Source organism: Vibrio japonicus (assembly GCF_024582835.1).
GTDB classification, from domain to species: Bacteria; Pseudomonadota; Gammaproteobacteria; order Enterobacterales; family Vibrionaceae; genus Vibrio; species Vibrio japonicus.
Genome location: NZ_CP102097.1, coordinates 1,248,177 through 1,269,894, shown reverse-complemented (window position 1 = coordinate 1,269,894; position 21,718 = coordinate 1,248,177). Strand labels below are relative to the sequence as shown.

The 21,718-nt window shown below is 44.3% G+C and carries 22 protein-coding genes; 13 read left to right on the top strand and 9 right to left on the bottom strand.

Annotated features, from left to right (window positions below; translation table 11 throughout):
• Window positions 1-85: 85 nt before the first annotated feature.
• The 5 genes from NP165_RS19175 (at window position 86) to NP165_RS19155 (ending at window position 5,128) form a co-directional block, all read left to right on the top strand.
• Entirely contained in the window at window positions 86-469 is a 384-nt protein-coding gene (locus NP165_RS19175) for a MerR family transcriptional regulator (protein ID WP_257086069.1), read from the top strand.
• A 76-nt stretch (window positions 470-545) separates the two neighbouring features.
• A complete protein-coding gene (locus tag NP165_RS19170; RefSeq protein ID WP_257086068.1) occupies window positions 546-1,715 on the top strand; it encodes an isovaleryl-CoA dehydrogenase in 1,170 nt (389 codons plus the stop codon).
• Between the two features lie 9 nt (window positions 1,716-1,724).
• Entirely contained in the window at window positions 1,725-3,329 is a 1,605-nt protein-coding gene (locus NP165_RS19165; protein WP_257086067.1) for a carboxyl transferase domain-containing protein, read from the top strand.
• Window positions 3,330-3,369: 40 nt separating this feature from the next.
• Window positions 3,370-4,185: an enoyl-CoA hydratase-related protein gene (locus tag NP165_RS19160; protein WP_257086065.1), complete on the top strand. Its 816-nt coding sequence runs from the start codon at window positions 3,370-3,372 to the stop codon at window positions 4,183-4,185.
• On the top strand, window positions 4,178-5,128 hold the full coding sequence (locus NP165_RS19155) for a hydroxymethylglutaryl-CoA lyase (protein ID WP_371133744.1): 951 nt from the start codon (window positions 4,178-4,180) through the stop codon (window positions 5,126-5,128). The genes NP165_RS19160 and NP165_RS19155 overlap by 8 nt, the downstream gene beginning before the upstream one ends.
• Here NP165_RS19155 and NP165_RS19150 read toward each other — a convergent pair.
• Window positions 5,105-6,040 carry a DMT family transporter gene (locus NP165_RS19150; protein WP_257086064.1) on the bottom strand — a complete coding sequence of 312 codons (936 nt, stop codon included), beginning with the start codon at window positions 6,038-6,040 and terminating at the stop codon, window positions 5,105-5,107. The genes NP165_RS19155 and NP165_RS19150 overlap by 24 nt on opposite strands.
• Window positions 6,041-6,140: 100 nt before the next feature.
• Window positions 6,141-6,848, bottom strand: coding sequence for an AraC family transcriptional regulator (locus NP165_RS19145; protein WP_257086063.1), 708 nt, complete (start codon window positions 6,846-6,848; stop codon window positions 6,141-6,143).
• A 237-nt stretch (window positions 6,849-7,085) separates the two neighbouring features.
• Here NP165_RS19145 and rnk point away from each other — a divergent pair, with 237 nt between their 5' ends.
• From rnk to azu, 5 genes are all read left to right on the top strand, one after another.
• Window positions 7,086-7,493, top strand: a complete 408-nt coding sequence (gene rnk, locus NP165_RS19140; protein WP_257086062.1) for a nucleoside diphosphate kinase regulator — start codon at window positions 7,086-7,088, stop codon at window positions 7,491-7,493.
• 226 nt (window positions 7,494-7,719) lie between these two features.
• Complete coding sequence (locus NP165_RS19135; RefSeq protein ID WP_257086061.1) at window positions 7,720-8,448, top strand: AzlC family ABC transporter permease; 729 nt, start codon at window positions 7,720-7,722, stop codon at window positions 8,446-8,448.
• Entirely contained in the window at window positions 8,448-8,756 is a 309-nt protein-coding gene (locus NP165_RS19130) for an AzlD family protein (protein WP_257086060.1), read from the top strand. Before NP165_RS19135 ends, NP165_RS19130 begins: the two co-directional genes overlap by 1 nt.
• 480 nt (window positions 8,757-9,236) lie before the next feature.
• A complete protein-coding gene (locus NP165_RS19125) occupies window positions 9,237-9,539 on the top strand; it encodes a hypothetical protein (protein ID WP_257086059.1) in 303 nt (100 codons plus the stop codon).
• A gap of 321 nt (window positions 9,540-9,860) precedes the next feature.
• Window positions 9,861-10,313, top strand: coding sequence for an azurin (gene azu / locus NP165_RS19120; protein ID WP_257086058.1), 453 nt, complete (start codon window positions 9,861-9,863; stop codon window positions 10,311-10,313).
• Window positions 10,314-10,495: 182 nt separating this feature from the next.
• Here the strand turns inward: azu and NP165_RS19115 are convergent, their stop codons facing one another.
• The 7 genes from NP165_RS19115 to NP165_RS19085 form a co-directional block, all read right to left on the bottom strand.
• The gene (locus tag NP165_RS19115) at window positions 10,496-11,011 is read right to left on the bottom strand and encodes a YgjV family protein (protein WP_257086057.1); all 516 of its coding nucleotides are present in this window, start codon (window positions 11,009-11,011) and stop codon (window positions 10,496-10,498) included.
• Between the two features lie 62 nt (window positions 11,012-11,073).
• Window positions 11,074-12,306 (bottom strand): NupC/NupG family nucleoside CNT transporter, encoded by a 1,233-nt coding sequence (locus tag NP165_RS19110; protein ID WP_257086056.1) that lies wholly within the window; start codon window positions 12,304-12,306, stop codon window positions 11,074-11,076.
• Window positions 12,307-12,309: 3 nt separating this feature from the next.
• Window positions 12,310-13,239, bottom strand: a complete 930-nt coding sequence (locus NP165_RS19105; RefSeq protein ID WP_257086055.1) for a nucleoside hydrolase — start codon at window positions 13,237-13,239, stop codon at window positions 12,310-12,312.
• An 11-nt stretch (window positions 13,240-13,250) separates the two neighbouring features.
• Window positions 13,251-14,456 carry a ribokinase gene (gene rbsK / locus NP165_RS19100; RefSeq protein WP_257086054.1) on the bottom strand — a complete coding sequence of 402 codons (1,206 nt, stop codon included), beginning with the start codon at window positions 14,454-14,456 and terminating at the stop codon, window positions 13,251-13,253.
• A 409-nt stretch (window positions 14,457-14,865) separates the two neighbouring features.
• On the bottom strand, window positions 14,866-16,056 hold the full coding sequence (gene uxuA, locus NP165_RS19095) for a mannonate dehydratase (protein WP_257086053.1): 1,191 nt from the start codon (window positions 16,054-16,056) through the stop codon (window positions 14,866-14,868).
• 131 nt (window positions 16,057-16,187) lie between these two features.
• A complete protein-coding gene (locus NP165_RS19090; RefSeq protein WP_257086052.1) occupies window positions 16,188-16,979 on the bottom strand; it encodes an FCD domain-containing protein in 792 nt (263 codons plus the stop codon).
• A 99-nt stretch (window positions 16,980-17,078) separates the two neighbouring features.
• Entirely contained in the window at window positions 17,079-18,062 is a 984-nt protein-coding gene (locus NP165_RS19085) for a TRAP transporter substrate-binding protein (RefSeq protein ID WP_257086051.1), read from the bottom strand.
• 301 nt (window positions 18,063-18,363) lie between these two features.
• Here NP165_RS19085 and NP165_RS19080 point away from each other — a divergent pair, with 301 nt between their 5' ends.
• The 3 genes from NP165_RS19080 to NP165_RS19070 all read left to right on the top strand — a co-directional run bounded on the left by NP165_RS19080 (window position 18,364) and on the right by NP165_RS19070 (window position 21,718).
• Window positions 18,364-18,876, top strand: a complete 513-nt coding sequence (locus NP165_RS19080) for a TRAP transporter small permease (protein WP_257086050.1) — start codon at window positions 18,364-18,366, stop codon at window positions 18,874-18,876.
• A gap of 15 nt (window positions 18,877-18,891) precedes the next feature.
• Window positions 18,892-20,193: a TRAP transporter large permease gene (locus NP165_RS19075; RefSeq protein WP_257086049.1), complete on the top strand. Its 1,302-nt coding sequence runs from the start codon at window positions 18,892-18,894 to the stop codon at window positions 20,191-20,193.
• Between the two features lie 61 nt (window positions 20,194-20,254).
• The gene (locus NP165_RS19070) at window positions 20,255-21,718 is read left to right on the top strand and encodes a mannitol dehydrogenase family protein (RefSeq protein WP_257086048.1); all 1,464 of its coding nucleotides are present in this window, start codon (window positions 20,255-20,257) and stop codon (window positions 21,716-21,718) included.

Here is a 21,718-nt window from a genome sequence, read left to right as displayed (position 1 = left end):
TTATTACATGGTTTATTTCTAATTCAGCCCTTGCCTTAAGTTGTAGTCCTCTTGTTAGGGGCCTGTCTATGGAGGGAATGATCAAGTGGAAACGTTCAAAATCAGTGAATTAGCAAAAGAGTTTGATATTACAACTCGGAGTATTCGCTTCTATGAAGACATGGGGCTTATTGAGCCGCAACGTAAGGGAAACATGCGTATCTATGCGCGCAGAGACAAGACCCGACTCAAATTGATATTACGTGGTAAACGACTGGGCTTTTCACTGGCAGAGATTAAAGAGTTGTTCGCCCTGTACGACATGGATCAAAGTGACAACCAACTGTTCAAAATGTTGAACATCATTGATGAAAAAGAAGCGGTGCTCAAACGTCAATTAGAAGACATCAGCATTGTTTTAGGCGAGTTATCAACGGCTCGTGAGCGTTGTAAAGAAGCGCTTAGGCTGAGTCAATCCAAACACACATAAACTTGCGCACATATATTAAGTCTGCCTCGGTGACCAATTCATTACCATTCAGACTAACCGCTTCTTGGGAGGCGCTATGTTAGCTCAATATATTCCGCTCAACTTCGGGCTCGGTGAGTCCATTGATATGCTGCGAGATCACGTCAACGCGTTCGCTCGTGACAACATTGCCCCTATTGCTGACCAAATTGATCTCGACAATCAGTTCCCCAACCCACTGTGGCCACTTCTTGGTGAGATGGGTTTACTGGGGGTCACGATTGGAGAGCAGTACGGAGGCGCTGAAATGGGCTATTTGGCGCACGTCGTCGCAATGGAAGAGATCAGCCGTGCGTCTGCCTCCGTAGGTCTAAGCTATGGCGCTCACTCCAATCTGTGTACTAATCAAATTTATCGAAACGGTTCGGATGAACAAAAAGCCAAATACTTGCCTAAATTGGTGGATGGATCATACATAGGCGCACTCGCAATGAGTGAAGCCAATGCAGGATCGGATGTGATTAGCATGCAGCTTAAAGCCACGTTAAAAGATAACCATTACCTGCTTAACGGTTCAAAAATGTGGATTACCAACGGGCCCGATGCAGACGTGGTGATTGTGTATGCCAAAACCTCACCGTCAGAAGGCGCGCACGGTATCACCGCTTTTATTGTTGAGAAGTCCTTTACGGGTTTTCGAACCGCCCAAAAGCTGGACAAATTGGGCATGCGAGGTTCAAACACCTGTGAGTTGGTTTTCAATGATTGCCCTGTACCGATAGAAAACGTACTAGGCACCGTTGATAAAGGCGTTCAGGTATTGATGAGTGGCTTAGATTATGAACGTGTGGTTCTGGCTGGTGGGCCTCTTGGCATTATGCAAGCGTGCCTGGATCTCGTGATTCCTTATGTTCATAGCCGCAAACAATTTGGTCGCTCTATCGGAGAATTTCAACTTGTTCAAGCCAAAGTCGCTGATATGTACACAAGAACCAATGCTGCTCGTTCTTATGTATACACCGTTGCCTCTGCCTGCGATCGAGGAGAGGCAAACCGAAAAGATGCTGCGGGCGCCATTCTTTACGCAGCGGAGCTCGCAACCCAAATAGCCTTAGACGCGATCCAATTGTTGGGTGGCAACGGCTATACCAACGAATACCCGGCTGGGCGGCTACTCAGAGATGCCAAACTTTATGAAATCGGCGCTGGCACATCTGAAATACGACGAATGCTCATCGGGCGTGAACTGTTCGATGAATCTAGGTAGAGGACGGTTATGGCGATCATTAAATCTAAAATCAAAACGGATGCCCCACTCTATCTCAAAAATCATCAGACTATGAGTGAACTGGTCAAAAACCTGCGTTCTAATATTGAGTCGATAAAGCTGGGTGGTGGCATCAAAGCGATCGAACGACAAAAACTGAAAGGTAAACTTCCGGTTAGAGAGCGCATTACAACCTTACTGGATAAAGGTTCTGACTTTTTGGAGATCGGCCAATTTGCGGCTTGGCAAGTCTACGACGAACCCATTCCGTGTGCTGGTGTAGTGGCCGGAATTGGGCAAGTCAACGGCATTATGTGTATGGTGATCGCCAATGATCCGTCCGTAAAAGGGGGCACCTACTATCCACTAACCGTGAAGAAACATTTGCGTGCACAGGAGATTGCCGAACGATGCCATCTACCTTGCATTTATCTGGTCGATTCTGGCGGTGCAAACCTACCTCATCAAGCCGAAGTCTTCCCCGACAAAGAGCACTTTGGTCGCATTTTTTTCAATCAAGCTCAGATGTCCGCCAAAGGCATACCTCAAATCGCCGTTGTTTTAGGTTTGTGTACCGCTGGTGGTGCTTACATTCCTGCCATGGCTGACGTCTCTATCATCGTCAAACAACAAGGCACCATTTTTCTTGCGGGGCCACCATTGGTTAAGGCTGCTACGGGTGAAGTAGTCACAGAAGAAGAGCTCGGCGGAGCGGACGTCCACTGCCGAAAATCCGGTGTGGCTGACTATTATGCCGAAGATGAAGCCCACGCGTTAGAACTGGCACGCAAAGCAATGAGCAATACAAACATTGGTGCCGCCCTGCAACCTGATGAGATATCCTCACCGCCCAGATATGGTGCAGAAGAACTTTACGGTGTCGTTAATGCCGATCTCAGGCTTTCATTTGACGTAAGAGAGGTCATTGCTCGTATTGTGGATGGCTCAGACTTTGACGAATTTAAAGCACTTTTCGGCTCTACTCTGGTATGCGGATTCGCGAGAATAGAGAGCAACTTGATCGGAATTGTCGCCAACAACGGCATATTATTCTCGGAGTCGGCACAAAAAGGCGCGCACTTTATTGAGCTATGTACCACCAGAAAAATCCCACTGCTTTTCTTACAGAACATTACTGGCTTCATGGTGGGTAAGAAGTACGAAGAAGGCGGTATTGCTAAACACGGTGCAAAGTTAGTCATGGCTGTCGCGTGTGCCAACGTGCCTAAATTTACCATCATTATTGGCGGCTCTTACGGTGCTGGAAACTATGGAATGTGCGGCCGAGCCTACGACCCTACGATGATCTGGATGTGGCCAAATGCGCGGATTTCCGTGATGGGCGGAGAGCAAGCCGCCGGAGTAATGACACAAGTTAAATGTGAGGTTATAAAGCGGCAAGGTGCAGATTGGGATGAAAATGAGGAACACCGGTTTCATAAATCCATTGTCGATTTGTACAACGCTCAAGGGCATCCACTGTACGCGAGTGCTAGACTTTGGGATGACGGAATTATTGATCCTGCGAATACACGTCACGTGCTCTCCCAAGCATTGCGCGCGGCACTTAACGCACCGATAAAAGATAGCCAATTCGGCATTTTCCGTATGTGATTTCCCATATGTAATTTCCCATTTGTAAAAGGAGCCTACGATGGAAGGAGACATTCACAACGGCGACCTCCTCTGCTCTATAGATAAAAACGGTGTCGCAACATTAACGCTGAATAGGGGCGATCAACTGAACGCCTTCGACGACCATCTGATTCAGTTGTTAATAACGGAACTACACCGCTTATCGGTTGCGGCCAACGTCCGATGCCTAGTGTTACGTGGTAACGGAAATCATTTCTCTGCGGGTGCCGACATCAACTGGATGCAATCAATGGCGACCAAGAATCAAGCCGAGAATCTAGAGGATGCCTCCCAACTTGCCGAATTAATGCACCTGTTAGATTCCTTTCCCCACCCAACCATAGTGTATACACACGGCTGCGCGTTTGGGGGTGCTCTGGGGCTTATTTGCTGTTGTGATATCGCCGTTGCAGATATTGAATCCCTATTTAGTTTAAGCGAAGTCAAACTAGGATTGGTTCCTGCGACCATTAGCCCGTATGTATGCCGAGCTATCGGGGCTCGTAATGCACGCCGATACATGCTCACTGCGGAAAGGATTGGCGCTGAAGATGCGCTAAAAATGGGCTTAATTCACCACATCACCTCACCAAACACGGTTGATGAGGTACTGTCGCAGTTTATTGGTCAAATTCTGGCAAATAGCCCGGCGGCGATGACGAAGGCAAAGGCGTTAATCCACCAATGTACGGAACACCCACTAGACGACGACCTGATCCATTTTACCAGTGAGTTAATTGCGCAGGTTCGTGTTTCCGAACAAGGGCAAGAAGGATTGCGTGCATTTCTAGAAAAACGCACGCCAGTTTGGAAAATTGGAACGAAGGATGATTGATCAGGTAAGGATGAAAAAGCACGTAACGATGAATAAGCAAGTGTTGCCGGAGTTCGTCCACATTGTCGAAGTCGGTCCACGAGACGGACTGCAAAATGAAAGGCAAGTGAGCACCCAAGCCAAAGTCGAGCTCATCGATGCACTGTCAGAATCTGGCCTGAGACATATCGAAGCTGGCGCGTTTGTCTCACCTAAATGGATTCCCCAAATGGCGGATTCACCAGACGTCCTGACTCAGATCCAACGAGCCGAAGACGTTATCTATTCTGCATTAACGCCTAATCGGCAAGGGCTAGAGAACGCAATCAAAGCTAACGCCGATCAAGTCGCGATTTTTACCTCTGCGTCGGAAGGGTTTTGTCAGCATAATATCAATTGCTCAATCGACGAGAGCATAGAAAGATTTAAACCCGTCATTGAGTTAGCGTCACAAAATGGAATCGCAGTCAGAGGCTATCTCTCGTGCGTGATTGATTGTCCGTATGAAGGCGCCACTTCCCCCTCCAAAGTGGTACAGGTGGCGAAAAGACTGTTTGATTTAGGCTGCTATGAAATTTCTTTGGGTGACACAATAGGCACAGGAACGCCAACAAAAGTCGCCAAAATGCTGGAAGCCGTAATGGCAGAGTTGCCAGTGAAAAATCTGGCGGTACACTTTCACGATACATGGGGCCAAGCATTAGCGAACATATACCAAGCACTGATAATGGGTGTGAACGTGATTGATAGCAGTGTTGCAGGCTTAGGGGGATGCCCATACGCTCCCGGAGCCGCTGGCAATGTCGCAACCGAAGACGTCCTATACCTTTGCAACGGACTCAATATTAAAACGGGCGTAGATATCAAAAAAGTCGCAAGGGCTGGCTGGCAAATTAGTCACGAGTTACATCGCCAGCCGACGTCTAAAGTGTCATTGGCTCTAAGGGCACGAGACCGAGAGTGATCGCGGTACGGGTTTATAAGATTGGATAACCAAGCAAGCCATAATAAGCGCAACACCCAACCAGCCGAGCATCGAAATTTTCTCCCCAACCACCACGACCGCAAATACCGCGGCAACCGCTGGTTCAAATAAGGTCAGCAAACTGGCTTTACTAGCAGCAACCACTTTCAGGCCAAAACCAAAACAAGCGTAGCCAACAAACATGGGGATGAATGCCATATACAGCACAACATAAGTGTTGATTGATGTTTCGAACAAATTACCGCCAGTGAAGACAAGCGAAGGCAGCAATATAAGTGCACCCGTGCCGAAAATGCTCCCCATGGCCGACTTTGAGCTGACTCCGTGGCTTATCAGTTCCTTGGCCGCCCACGCATACAGTGCGTAAGTCAACCCAGCTATCAAGCCCAATAGAATCCCTAAGTACCGCGAAAGGTCGTCCCCATCTGCGTTCGAAGACGGTTCAGAAAAAGTTAGGAAGGCGATCCCTACTGTTCCCAAACTAAGGCTGTATACCCAACGTCGGTCAATATTATGTTTTATGCTAAACAGCCGCTCCAGCACAGCAACAAAAAACGGCGCACTGGCAATAGAAACCACCGTACCAATTGCGACACCGGACATTCTCATTGAGCTGTAAAACGCCATCGGGTAAACCGCCAGTGCCAATGCTCCAGATAAAACAATTCGCCGATGCTTCACCAGTACACGCCTTTCACGTGCGAGGTTTTTGTATGCGAGTAACGCTAGCAGAAGACCGCCAACTCCCATTGAGAAAGCCCCGATGGCTAGTGGGCTGACAGCGGGCGCGAACGAAGCCGCCGTTCCTGTCGTTCCCCACAATAATGAAGCAAATAAAATGGCCGTTATACCAAAACGTTCTGAGTAAGCCGTATTCGTCAATAAAGTCATTTTGTTCCCTAAAACAGCGTTCATCCTGCTAACAAGATTAGCGTCACCAAGTTACTTTAACTTTGCAGATAAGACGGTTTTATTGACTTAAAAGACTGAACTAGCCTCTTAGCTCGCGCGAGGAAACGCCAAAAAATGATGAGAAGCGGCGACTGAATGCAGACAGGTCGCTGTAACCGACTTGCTCCGAGATCAACTGTACTGGCATATCAGTATGTGTCAGTAACGCTTTCGCCTTCTCCATTCTAAGTGCAGTAATGTATTTCAAAACGCTCTGTCCGGTCGCTTCACGAAACACCTTTTTGAATTGCGTCGAGCTTAAACAGGCGATTCTAGCTAGGCCCTCAATCGAAAAGGTAACGGATAAGTCATCTCCGATATGCTGAAGCACCTTACGTATCCTCGGATCTAATTGTTCATCGGCTTGTTGTTGCGCCAACAGCTGGTTAAACATTTGAACCATAGCGTTCTCAATGGTGGTATCAACTCTGTGTTCTAGCTGTTTTTCCACAAAAGACAGATACGCTCTCAAAGGAGCAGAAATGGAAAAGACCAACGACTCCATTGCCATTAGATTTTGAGGTAGTGATTGTAAATCAGCGACGATAAACCGCGCAGACTCGTTAGCACGGTAATGATGGAAACGGTTTTGATGAATTAGCACGCACTCCCCGACTGATACCTTACCCTGATACCCTTCAAGTTCAATACTTATTGTCCCCAATATCGGTAATACCAACTGATGATGGGGATGTGCATGACCACGCCGCTGCTTGGTATATGCGCGAATCGTTAAACTGTCTTCCATAACTTTTAATCCATATAGTACAAGTTTTCTTACCTACACCTTTGAACGCTAACACAATCGCCAAGCTCACACTAAGCACTTAGGTCGAACGAGTATCTTTTACTAGCAAAGCCATTGCATAACTACTAGAATCGAAGCTTTGCACGGTATGACGTTTTAATGTCATACGCTTAAACTTAACAGATAAATATAGAAAGCCGTCCTACTTTGTGGCGGCCTTTTATTTGGGAAATTTATATGTCTGAAAATAACTCAATTTTCATCTCTAGCCTTGATATGAATAGAATCACAGCGCTACTCGATAAGATGCCAAACTTAGCCAGCGAATTGGTTCAGTTGGATGCAGAACTTGACCGAGCCACTGTTGTCGAGCCTAATCAAATGCCAGATAACGTCGTGACCATGAACTCGACTGTTGTGTTCAAGTTTACTGATAGCGAAAAAACCATCACAAAAACACTGGTGTACCCTGCTGAACTAAAAAGCAGTGATGACGTGTCTATTTTTGCTCCAGTTGGCAGTGCTCTCATCGGACTTTCAGTCGGCCAACAACTGTCATGGCCTATGCCAAACAATCAGACTAAAACGATAGAAATTGTCGACGTCATCTACCAACCTGAACGGTGTGGCAACCTAACCCGCTAACCCGTCGGTATTCCCGGTGCAAAGCCAAGGCATGTAAACTTTGCACCAGGAGCGCGCTTCCCTTTACCAGCTATTTACCCCTTCCTATTATTTTCCTCAGATGTAGCACGAATTATTTTTGAAATTAATTCAAATTCATAGATACTGATACCACTCATATAAGCAATAATTTGCCTCATAAGGTTTTATCGCCTTATTTTTCGCTTCAATTAGGTTAGGTATTTCAATGCAAAGCAATGCTCAACAAGCGATAGCCGACTCTGAACGGTTACATGAATTCTCGCGCAGAGATGTTTGGGATGGTTTTACCCAACTCGTACCCCTCTCATTTTTTGTCATCATTTTTGGTATCGCGTTTGGCGTTGCTGCTGTTCAAACAGGACTGGACCCCTTTTCGATTGTCTTGATGAGTACATTAGTATTTGCAGGCGCATCCCAGTTTGCGACGTTGGAGATGTGGGGAACACAGGTTCCACTGATACCCGTGTTAATTACCGTTTTTGCGATTAACGCCCGCCACCTCTTAATGGGCGCGACGCTTTATCCTTGGCTACGCGAACTACCTACCGCAAAACGATATGGTGTGATGCTGTTTGCGTCGGACGCCAACTGGGCGCTGTCAATGAACGCCTTCAGTAATAAAAAGCCGGGGCTAGGAATACTACTTGGCGGCGGATTAGCGTTATGGTCATTTTGGATACTCGGTACTTGGTTAGGTTTCTATTTTGGTAACGCCATAAAAGATCCGGTCAGCCTTGGCTTAGATATGGTCATGGGCTGTTTTCTGCTTTCAATGGTTGCTGTAGGTCCTAAAAACTTGCGTGTTTTCGCCATTTGGACGATCGCTGCAGTCTCTTCACTTTTAGCCTATTGGTTTCTTCCTGACAACATGCACGTTGTGGTAGGAGCACTCGCAGGCGGAACGCTTGGCGCAATTTGGACGGAGAAGAAATAATGAATATCGAAACGACGTTTGGCGGCACAATCTTAATTATTCTTGCTATGGCACTTGTGACCTTAGTGACACGTTGGGGCGGCGTCTTTGTGATGTCCTTTATCCCAATAAGTCATCGTGTGCAGCAGTTTATCAGTGCAATGTCAGGTTCGGTATTGGTCGCGTTACTTGCGCCCATGGCCGTCGAAGGTGATGCTGGAGCAAGAATGGCACTCCTTTCTACCGCCGTCGTCATGCTTATTTGGAAAAAACCACTGCCAGCGATTTCAGCGGGATTAATCGCCGCTGCTCTGGTCAGAGCCATTTAATCAATCAACATTTTTACCAAGCCATTAAAATAACCTCAGCTCAGAATAATCTAAGCAATAACTCCTCGCACAGAGGCGTTATTGCTACTTTAGTTTAGATGTTTAATCTAGTTTCCTATTTCCACTTCCATAATAAAAACAGCCACTGGAATACCCACTCATTTTCTCTTTTCCATCATAGGTTCAGCTCTGAGCACTAAAAGGGACTAGAGAGGATCTGCGCCGTTTTATACCCTGATGGATGCATATCATCTCCCTTTATCGTCATTATTTACCCAAATATCCCCTCGAAAAAATTGTTTACTATTTACACAACAAGTAAATAATCAACTGAGTGATATGCAATTAAGTTTAAAAATACACGACAAGAGTCACACAAAATAACACTACCCTGACATAAGGCATTGACTCAAAAGACGAACTATAGATAATCCTCTAGCACTTTAGTTGTACTAACACATTAATACAAAAGGATAAATCATGAAAAAGGTTGGCCTATTTCTTGTTTCGGCTTTAGCACTGTCTGGTTGTCAAATGACAGGTGGCGAGACTGATATCGCAAACACAGACTTCAACGCAATGTCATGCGACAACATTCAGCAAGTTTTTAATGACTACCAAGAAAAAATGACCAACATTGAGACTGGTGCTGGTCTACTGTCTGTTGTTGGTGCGGATGCTGGCACAACTGAAGCAAAAGCTCTAATGGAAAAGACTTACCAAAGCGCTGCTGAAGTAGCTCGCCCAGTAATCGAAGCTAAGAGCTGTGACTTCACAGTTTAATCTGTGATTGACAGTACTTATTTTTAAGATATAGAGAAGGAGGCGCTTTGCCTTCTTCTTTTTGTTTAAATGCCCAAAGTTAACCTGAAAGACTTTAACCACCTCAACGAATCCCCTTCTCATTCTCTTTATTCAACTTACAAAACTTCTCGAATAGAAAACGAATGTGTAAAAGAATCGAGGCTTGATTCATGTGACTAAAATGCTATCCAAGCGTAAAACTAAGAATTGAAGCACATTTTATCCACCGAAATTGGATGATAATAAGAACCATTGGATTAAATGAATCCAAGCCCCCAACCGAAAAATGGAGAAGGTGATATGTCTTTACGTTTATTAGCAGCAACATTTGCACTTGCTGGAGCCAGTTTTGGTGCACAAGCCAATACTGAGTGTGAAGTGTCTATCGATGCGAACGATATGATGCAATTTTCAGCGCAAAGCTTGAGTGTTCCAGCGACTTGTAAAGAAGTAACATTGACGCTAAACCACACTGGTAAGCTAGCTGCTCAGTCTATGGGCCACAATGTTGTGATAACAGACACCGCAAATATACAAGCCGTGGGCACAGAAGGTATGTCCGCAGGTGCCGATAACCACTATGTAAAACCCGGTGATGAACGCGTCTATGCGCACACTGACGTCGTGGGTGGCGGTGAAAGTACAACCATTACCTTTAGCACAGAAAAAATGACGGCTGGCGGTGACTATTCATTTTTCTGCTCGTTCCCAGGCCACTGGGCAGTCATGAAAGGCAAGTTTGAGTTTAAATAAAACCTGTAATTTAAGACTCGCTTAAATCTTGATCAAACAATAAAGGGAAGCAATGACTTCCCTTTACTATACTCCCCAACGACCACCATCCATCAACCACTTCTTACTGTAGAATAAAAATAGACGCGAGTTTAGTGTATCGATTTTAAAGCTCTAAAATGAAACCCTTCATTCGGACTTTCTTATCCCAACTTGATATCATTTAATTTATTCTCCGCTGCATGAAAACGACGAATATTATAAGCACCTATCAAACAGGAAATTATAACAATGCTTTCCATAATAACGCCTTCTAAATTATTTGATAATAAGTTAAAAGCTATTTGTAATACGCCAACAACAACGTTTGCCATTCGAAGTTTCTCTTGTGATAAAAAGAATGCTCCGTAACAACCTATGACGCCCGAAAACATAAGTAATATGTCGATCGGAGATGAAAATGCATAGTAGCTCAACCCAAATTGAGTCAACGAAAAGACCAAAAAGGCGATCAACGACTTGCCCAAGAAAATCGAAGAAAACAGGCGAAGTCCAGTGATCACATAACCTATTGTTCCTACAAAATGCAGTGATAACCCTAATTGTATGCCTAGGCAAATACACGCCATGCCAAGCAATATTCTGAATTTAACATCACTTTTTGTGATGCAACCGTAAATACTGAGGAGAATCCCTGACACACCGAAAACTGTATCCATTATTTAACTCTTCTTGAAGAAAAAAACCGACCCTTGGGCCGGCTAGGGTGTTGTTTGTTGATTTAAGCGATAGCGGTTAATACCAAGTTAGCAACCGTCGCGTTTAGCAAGTTTGCCAACGTGGCAGCCAGCAAAGCTCGGAAACCAAATCGAATAACTTCGTTGTAGCGTTTAGGTGCCAATTCACCAATAACACCAAACAGAATTGCAACAGAACCAATGTTGGCAAAGCCACACAGTGCAAAAATAGCAATAACTTCTGATTTCGCCGCCAATAGTCCAGTGCCTAACATCGGAGCAAGTTGAGAGTAAGCGACAAATTCATTAACAATAACTTTGGTACCAATCAATGAGCCAACCTGAGCGGCATCTTGCCAATCAACACCAATTAACCAAGCGATTGGAGCAAAAATAAACCCAGTGATCATTTCAAATGAAAGCGTTGGAACACCGACCCATCCACCGACTGTGCCTAAAAACCCATTGACCATAGCAATTAAGGAGATGAATGCCATCAACATTGCAAACACAGCAAGGTAAATTGTCATTCCCTGTTTAGCACCATCTGCCGCGGCCGCTATGAAGCTTGCTGGTTTGTCCTCATTACTAAAGGCATCATTGATGTTGTATTGAACCGTTTCTGTTTCTGGCATAAAGATTTTTGCCATTAACAATCCAGATGGCACACCCATAAAGATACAAGCGAGTAGATATTCCATGGGAATACCCATCATATTGTATCCCGCCAAAACATCACCACCAACAGAGGCTAAGCCAACCGTAATAACAGTAAACATTTCTGAGCGAGTTAGCTTTCGAAGGTACGGCTTAGCTAATAATGTTGATTGACTCATAGAGGCAAAAATATTTGCTGAGGATACCGTTGCTTCTAACTTTGACACGCCCATTACTTTTTGAACTGCACCACCCAATATCCTAATAATGGTCTGCATAATGCCGAAATAATAAAGAATTGAAAGGAGTGAACAAAAGAAAATAATAATCGGTAGTGCCTGGAAGGCAAATACAAAACCGATACCTTCACCTTGTAACATACCACCAAAAAGGAAATTAACCCCTGATTTACCAAAGTGTAGGATTGATGCAACACCAGATGCAACTGCCGCTAGCGCTGCTCGTCCTGGAGGGAATGCCAAAATTAAAAGTGCTAATGATATTTGAACACCCAGTGCAATAAATGTGGTTCTTTTATTAATCGCAGAACGGTCAGTAGAAAGTAAATAAGCGATAAACAAAAAGATAACTATCGCGGAAAATCCTCGGATAAAGTCCATTTTTTAATCCTTGTATGTTTGTAACGTGGTAAGCAGGTGTTTTTTCACGCGGTCACTATCAACATTTATGCAGACATTTTGAATGCGTGATTCAGAAAATGGATTAGCCCTAGACCCCAGTTCCGTCACTTTTTTAAGCGTAAGTCCAGTAGCAAACCCCTCAGTCACGACTCTTAACGGAGCGCGTTCAATGGTAAATGCGTCAGGAAGAAGCAGATAAGAAATGGTCAAAGCATCATGCACTGCCATTCCCTCAAATTTTTCCTTTTCCAAACTGTATTTAAGATACCCTTCCGTCATGGCGATCAGTTCCTGATGACCCATCTTGCGAATTTCATCACCAGTAACTAAAACACGGTGAGTAACATCCAGCGGTACCATAGTGATTGGCATCTGAGACGACAGCACTTGATCCGCTGCGTGGGGATCCTTCCAGATGTTAAATTCGCTGAGCGGTGTGACATTCCCCTGATTACCATCAGTACCAAAGGCGCCACCCATAATGATCACCTGCTTTACGCACTCTGCAATACGCGGTTCTTGGCTAAGCGCAGCCGCAATATTGGTTAATGGACCAATAGGGATCAAAGTGATCTCACCCGGGTTAGCCATAATGGTATCAATGATAAAACGGATAGCATCTTCGGCATCATCATTGTGGTGATTATTAAAAACACCACCTAGCCCATCTTCACCATGAACAGTTTTATTCACGGGAGTTGGATCAATTGCCAGTGGACGAGATAAACCGCGATAGATAGGCGTATTAATTCCTAGGATTTCTGTAAAAAGCTTGGCGTTCTTGACAGCTTGTTGCACTGTCACGTTACCAAATACAGTAGTGATACCAACAATATCACAGTGATGTGAAGCGTAAGCGATTGCCAAAGCATCATCTACACCAATATCAGTATCTATAATAACCTTATTCATAATAAGTCCTTTTAGTTGTAATTGCTTAGAGCGTGTGTAGAAAGACGTGCTAATACTTGTTCATGTGTAGGCATATTGGATGCCCCCTCTCGTTCCACAGCCAAGGATGCAAAAGCCGAGGCATAACGGCATGCGTCTAATAGCGAATCGCCATTGGCCAATGCAGCAGAAAAAGCGCCATTAAAAGCATCACCAGCACCTGTGGTATCAACAGCCAGTGCTGGGAAGGCTGGGATGAGCGTAAAACTATTATTATTTTTGACCAATGCTCCTTCAGACCCCAAGGTAATGATGACTACTTCAGGTCCTTTCATAGAAATCTTATCTGCAGCTAATTTTGCGGATTTAATATCCGTAATCTTCATTCCACTTATAAATTCAGCTTCAGTTTTATTAGGCGTAATAATATTTACATACGGAATTATTTGTTCAATATCTTCAGAATAAGGTGCTGGATTTAATATAACTCTTTTTTTATTAGCACTGGCATATTTTACCGACTGAAGAATAGCATCTAGATTACTTTCTAACTGCACTAATAGAACGTTCGATAAATCAATGTGATGATATGCTTGATTAATTTCACTTTCTGTTAATGCCATATTTGCTCCTCGGTCAATAGCAATCATATTTTCGCCATTTTCCTCACTAACATAAATAACAGCATTTCCAGTGGGTAACGTGTCGGATTGATATAGGGTAAAACCATCAACCAATGAAGAGGTAAGGTGGTTGTACGCAAACTCGCTAAATTTATCCTTACCTATCTTCGCGACAAAATGCACCTGTGCTAAGGCCTTACTCGCAGCTAGAGCTTGGTTTGCACCTTTTCCGCCTGGGCCAAAGTGGGTTCGGTTAGCAATTAAGGTCTCACCAGGGTTAGGGAAACGTGGTACGCTGCAAACAATATCTACATTAAATGAACCAATAATACATACATAGCCACTCATCGAATTATCCTTTATTTTGCTTTTTTTGTATTTAATAGAATTTAAGATATTTTCAATTTCCGAGCTTAAGTTATTAATTAAAGACCTCTTTTTAAGAACTGCCCCACCGTAACACCGTTCAAGCAGACCTAAACCATTTAAATAATTAAGATCACTACGAATAGTTTCTCGTGATGTTGAAAATCTTTTCGCCAGTTCATTTACTTCAACCTTTCCTTGTTCAAATAAAATTACGACGATCTCGTCCCTTCGCTCTTTAATAAACATACTCGGAATCCATACCTTTGGGTTAAATGTATTTAAAACCAAATAGAAAACAAAAAAATTGACAAAACACCCAGTAAAAAGACAAGAACGGAAGCAAACAAAAATTCATATTCATCTGATCGCTTACATAATCGATCAAAGTAATATGAATAAGTTTGAGGAACCGTACGTATCAGCCCCTATTCCTCTTCAAAAACAAGGAATAAACTAGCGACTGTTATTAGTGATAAAAGTGTGAATGTTAGACTTCGATTACACTCAAGGAACAGATATTCGGCGAATTTCTAAACAACAGAGTGTTCAGATTTAGTAGTTGGCTATTATCAGTTTAATATCGGGTATTAAAAAAGCCGCCGAAAGGCGGCTAAATAGAAAAAATATAAAAACAGTGCAAATGTTGGAGAACTTTTTATTTATCCATGTAAAAAGCTCGTTTTAGAGCTAATTCTACGCCACGGATTTCAGCCAGACCTTTCAGGCGGCCAATACAGGAATAACCTGGGTTAGTTTGCTTTTTCAAGTCATCAATCATCTGATGACCATGATCTGGGCGCATTGGGATAGAGCGAACATCTCCCGCTTTCTCGCGGCGATTTTCCTCTTTAAGCAGTGCGTTGATGACATTATACATGTCCACATCACCATCCAAGTGCGCAGCTTCATGGAAACTCATTGGGTTACTTTCTTCACGCTGTGTTGAGCGAAGATGCGTAAAGTAGATACGCTCGCCGTACGTTTCGATCATGTTAACCAAGTCGTTATCTCCGCGGACGCCATAAGAACCTGTACACATGGTGATTCCGTTCATCATGCTAGGAACTGCTGTCGTCAATGCTTCAATATCTTCAATGGTAGACACAATACGAGGCAAACCAAGAATAGGACGCGGTGGATCGTCCGGATGCACAGCTAGCTTTAGACCGTACTGTTCACAAGTTGGAATCAATTCCTCTAGGAACAGCACCATGTGCTCACGGAGTTTCTCTTTATCAATATCTTGATAAGTGTCCAGACGTGCTTGGAATTCATCCAGCGTGTAGCCTTCTTCAGCGCCTGGCAAGCCAGCAATGATATTCGACGTTAACTTGTCAATTTGAGCTTGAGTCATGTTTTCAAAACATGTTTTAGCTTGCGCTTGCTCTTGTTCCGTATACGCAGATTCTGCGCCTGGGCGCTTCAGAATAAAGAGTTCAAAGGCTGCAAATTCGATTTGATCGAAACGCAGTGCTTTTGAACCGTCTGCCAGTTGATACTCTAGATCAGTACGCGTCCAATCCAGAACAGGCATGAAGTTATAGCACACTGTATCAATACCAGATTCAGCTAGATTGATAAGTGATTGTTTATAGTTCTCAATCCATTGGACATAATTACCTGTACGGGTTTTGATTTCTTCATGGACTGGCACACTTTCTACCACTGACCAATTGAAACCTTTTTCGTCCAAAATAGCTTTACGCTTTAAGATTTCTTCTTTACTCCACACTTCTCCATTAGGAATATGATGTAGAGCAGTTACGATTCCCGTTGCGCCTGCCTGTTTAATATCATCTAATGACACAGGATCGCTAGGGCCATACCAACGCCAAGTTTGTTCCATGACACTCACCTTTTTAAGACACACGTAACCCGCTCAAAATATCAAGCTTCAAGTTAAGTGCTATAACGACTTTATTAAAGACAACTATTTATGTTGTCCAAACCGGACCCCAATCCGATGGTATCTACTTATTATTTGCTCGCATTACCCAACAATACAACTGGGTTAGAACTGAATAAGTATCCGTCGAAATTCGGGTCATCAATGTCAGACAGCTCTATAAGACGCTGCTTAACATTTTCAAGGTGTTGCCACATTGCATTTTTGGCTGATATAGGATCTTTTCGCTGAAGAGCAGAAAGTATTTTTGCGTGATCTTCCAACCATTCTTCGCGATAAGCAGTGCCACTAATGTGAGAGTGGAGCTTTTTCCACATTGGGCTCTTCTCTCGGCGGTCCCACGAATGTTTCAGCATGTCGACTAATACCGAGTTTTGAGTCGCTTCGGCAATGTACAAGTGGAACTGCTCATCCCCGTGACAATCGACTGTCCCTTCTGCTAACTCTTTACGCTCAAGCTCTAAAGCAGAACGCATTCGCAGGATGTCTCCCGGTGTGACCTGAGTAGCGGCGAACTCTGCAATATTACTTTCTAGCAATTGCCTAGCCTGCAACATCTCAAATGGACCTGCATCATCACTGATAATATTTTCACGAGAAGCAGAATTGGTTGGCACGTTAAGGACGTAGACACCAGAGCCTTTCTTAACCTCTACTAAGTTCTCCAGTTCCAACATGATGATCGCTTCACGAACCACAGTTCGACTCACGTCTAGCTGCTCCGCAATATCACGTTCTGGAGGAAGTCTATCTCCGACCTTATATAGACCTTCGATAAGCTGGTTTCTTAGTACTAACCCTATCTCTTGATAAGGGCGTTTTGGTTCAAAAGGCATCATGTTGAATCTATTTACTACGTCCATAACTATTTTGACCATAATAGCGACCAAATAAAATTGGTCAACCTACTTAAATGCAATGTGTATACAACACCTTTAATAGTAAAGATATGCAGTAACGTGTTACTTCACATCTTGAATGCGTTTAACCAACTGACTGAGTTCAGGATTGCTTTTCTCTAACTCGGCGTACATTGGTTGAACAGACGCGACAAACGCAGCTTTGTTAGGCTGAACAAACGTCACACCCATACCTTCTGCTTTTTTACGCTCTTTTGCTTCTGACTCAGCCCAAAGCTGTTTCATGTATTCAGATGAATCTTTGGCCGCTTTCATTAGCGCTTCCTGATGTTCTTTTGTCAGCTTGTCATACGTTTTAGTAGAAATTACAAGAACATCTGGAACCATTGTGTGCTCATCCAAGCTGAAGTATTTTGATACTTCACTGTGACGGCTTAGGCTGAACGATGGAATATTGTTTTCCGCTGCATCTACTACGCCTTGTTGTAGTGCGGTATAAAGTTCACCGTAAGCAAGAGGCGTTGGGCTACCGCCAAGAGACTTCACCATCGCGATCGCAGTTGGACTTGGCTGAACGCGAACTTTCAAACCCTTCAAGTCCTCTGGTGTTTTAATCGGTTTTGATGTGTAAAAACTGCGTGCGCCTGCGTCGTAGTAGGTAACACCAATAAAGCCACTTTCACTTGAAGAATCAAGAATTTCGCGACCTAGCTCTCCATCAGTCACACTGTAGTAGTGCGCTTTATCACGGAACAAATAAGGTAGGTTAAAAGCAGAATAAGCTGGAGAAAACGCTTCGAGCTCTGCCGCGTTGCTCTTCACCATATCCAATGCACCATTTTGCATCAGTTCCATAGATTCACGCTGTGTGCCTAGCTGAGCATCTGGGTAAATGCGAATTTTCACCTCACCGTCTGTCAACTCTTTCACTTCCTTCGCTAGCTGGCTCATTGCTTTATGCACAGCGTGGTCACGAGGATGGTTGTGGCTTAACTTTAAAGTCGTCGCTGCATACGCAGAAGTGACCGCACTAAGGCTCAAAGCAGCTCCGACAAAGCTACAAAGTAGAGTTTTACGCATGTTCATTGAATTCTCCGTTTCTTTTTTGGTTTACCAGTTTGTAGGGTTTATTTGTTTCGTCCTTAATATTTATGCCTAAACACCAAAGCGTCAAACCAAAATCGCCCAATAAATGATCCAAATCACATAAAACCCAAGCAAATTGGTCGACCAATCCAAGTGTGAGACGGCTCACGTAAAATTTTATCGACAAATCTATAATCAACTTCGATTATTAGAGTGTATTGACATTCAACAAACGAAACTATGAACCCATTTTGGTAAACCAAATGTCGAGATGTGGTCATTTTTATTGAAGGGAATGAACATGAAAAAACTGGTCGGTTTCATAAACAGAGGTCTAGCTGCCTTTACTATATCTCTCTCCACCTTCCTGGTTTTCTGCGTAGTGTGGCAAGTCATATCACGTTACGTCCTCGGTAAACCCAGCACGATTACTGATGAATTGGCGCGTTACCTCTTTATGTGGGTAGCCTTAATCGGAGCCGCATACACCACTGGTCTGAAGCGTCACTTAGCTATCGACTTACTAACCATGAAACTCAGTGGCAAGCGTAAGCTTATCAACGAACTCTTTATTCAAATTGCTATTGCCGTATTCGCATACATCGTCCTCGTTCACGGTGGTATACAGCTGGCTAGCAAAACACTAGCGACTGGACAAGTCACTCCAGCATTAAACCTACAGATGGGCTATATCTATCTCTGCCTACCTATCAGCGGCGCTTTGATGATTTTTTATTCAGGCGTATTTGCGTACGAGAGCGTGAAAAAACTTATTTGTGGCAGCACTTTAGCTACCGAATCTAAATTTGATTAATAAAAGGACCCTACGATGGATTGGCAAGTCATACTCACCCTGTTTGGAACGTTTGCTGTGCTATTGACATTGGGTGTGCCCGTGTCTTTTGCAATCGGGCTCTCATCTTTAGCAACAATTTTAATGGCACTACCTTTAGAACCTGCAATTGCGGTGGTAGCTCAACGTATGGCCGCAGGCCTAGACAACTTCGCTTTGCTGGCGATCCCATTCTTTATACTGGCAGGTAATATTATGAACCAGGGCGGCATCGCACTGCGTTTGATTAACTTCGCCAAAGTACTTGGAGGACGTTTACCTGGCTCACTAGCGCACGTTAACGTCATGGCCAATATGATGTTCGGATCGATTTCCGGTTCAGCCGTGGCGTCTGCTGCAGCGGTAGGTGGCACTATGTCACCACTGCAAAAGAAAGACGGATACGATAAGCACTTTTCTGCTGCTGTGAACATCACCTCTTGTCCTTCTGGCCTATTGATCCCGCCAAGTAACACATTAATCGTGTTCTCGCTGGTATCTGGCGGCACATCTATAGCGGCACTGTTTTTAGCAGGATACATCCCTGGCATTTTGATGGGCTTGAGTATCATGCTTATCGCGGGCTTTATTGCAAAACGCAGAGGCTACCCTGTTGCTGAAAAACCAACGCTAGCAGTAGTGTGGAATACGTTCTTGCGCGCTGCCCCTTCGCTTTGTCTAATCATCGTTATTATGGGCGGCATCATCGGAGGCATTTTTACCGCAACAGAAGCATCAGCCATCGCCGTTGTCTATACGTTTGTCCTAGCCGTTTTGGTTTACCGTGAAGTGAAGTTTACTCAACTTCCAAAAATCATTCTTGAATCAGCAGTAACAACCTCTATTGTTTTGTTGCTTGTTGGTGCTTCAATGGGTATGTCATGGGCAATGGCTAACGCCGATATCCCATATATGATTGCAGATGCCCTGCTTTCTGTATCAGAAAACCCGCTGATGATTCTTCTGATCATTAACGTCATTCTGCTTATCGTCGGTATCTTTATGGATATGACACCTGCAGTGCTGATCTTTACCCCGATTTTCCTTCCAGTTGTGATGGATATGGGTGTTGATCCTGTTCACTTCGGGATCATGATGACGTTCAACCTTGCTATCGGTATCTGTACACCGCCCGTCGGTAGTGCGCTGTTCATTGGCTGCTCTGTTGCTGACGTATCAATCGATAAAGTCATTAAACCACTACTGCCTTTCTATGGTGCACTGGTTGCGGCACTGCTCGCCGTCACCTTTATTCCAGAGCTGAGCCTATTCTTACCGAATCTTATTTTAGGCTACTAACCCCAAATTCAACACATACTGCTTCGTCGGAGCCTATCCGACGAAGCTTTAAGGACTAGAAATGAAAAATATTGCTAATACCACACTCAACTCTGACGTTTCTCTGCCTCAGTACGATCGCAAAACATTAAAAAGCCGCATCGTCCATCTAGGATTTGGCGCATTTCATCGCGCTCACCAGGCATTGTTCACAAATGAAATGTTGGAAAAAACGGGCAGCGATTGGGGAATCTGCGAAGTAAACCTGTTTGGTGGCGAGGACCTAATTGAAGCGTTGCGTTTGCAAGATCACCTATACACGGTGGCGGAAAAAGGTGCAGAGAAAACGGATGTAAAAGTCATCGGTTCAGTGACTGAGTCATTACACCCAGAACTTGATGGTATTCAAGCCGTCCTTGAAAAAATGGCTGAACCTCAAGTCTCTATTGTTTCTATGACTATTACAGAAAAAGGCTACTGCGCAGACCCAGCAACCGGAACACTGGATAAGAACAATCCATTAGTTCTGGCTGACCTACAAACGCCTGAAACACCGAAATCGGCATTAGGTTATATCGTTCAAGCCCTAAAACTTCGTCGTGATCGTGGTTTGGCACCATTTACAGTTATGTCGTGCGACAACGTACAAGAAAATGGTCATGTTGCTAAAGCAGCGATTCTAGAGTTCGCCCAATTAAGTGATCCTGATTTCCGCGATTGGATTGAAACCCACGTGACGTTCCCTTGTACAATGGTTGACCGCATCGTTCCAGCTGCAACTCCAGAAACACTAGCAGAAATTTCAACGCTCTTAGGCTGTGAAGATCCGTGTGGCATTGCCTGTGAACCATTCCGTCAATGGGTAATCGAAGACAATTTTGTTGCCGGACGCCCAGAGTGGGACGTTGCTGGTGCAGAGTTTGTAGAAGATGTTGTGCCATACGAAGAGATGAAGCTCAGAATGCTTAACGGCAGCCACTCTTTCCTTGCCTACCTTGGCTACCTTGGTGGTTATGACCATATCTCAGATACAATGACGGATGAAGGCTATCGCAAAGCAGCCTTCGATATGATGATGAAAGCTCAGGCACCGTCTCTCAACATGCCTGAAGGCACGGACCTAAACGCATACGCCACACTGCTGATTGACCGTTTCACCAACCCAAGCCTGAAGCACCGTACATGGCAAATTGCGATGGATGGTAGCCAAAAAATCCCTCAACGCATGGGCGGTAGCTTAAAGTACCACCTTACAAATGGCAGCGATTTTTCATGGATTGCAACCGCCATTGCCGGATGGATGCGATACGTTTCTGGTGTTGATGAAGCAGATAACTCAATTGATGTACGTGATCCGATGGCCGATCAACTTCGTGCTATTTGCGACCAACATGGACTAAATGTGTCTGTCGTTCCTGCTTTACTCGGCGTAGAAGCCATTTTCCCAGCGGAACTTGGTCAGAACCCTCAAGTCATTGAAGCGGTAAGCCGTGCCTACCAGTCCTTACTGGATAATGGCGCACGTGCAACTGTTGCAGCATTATAA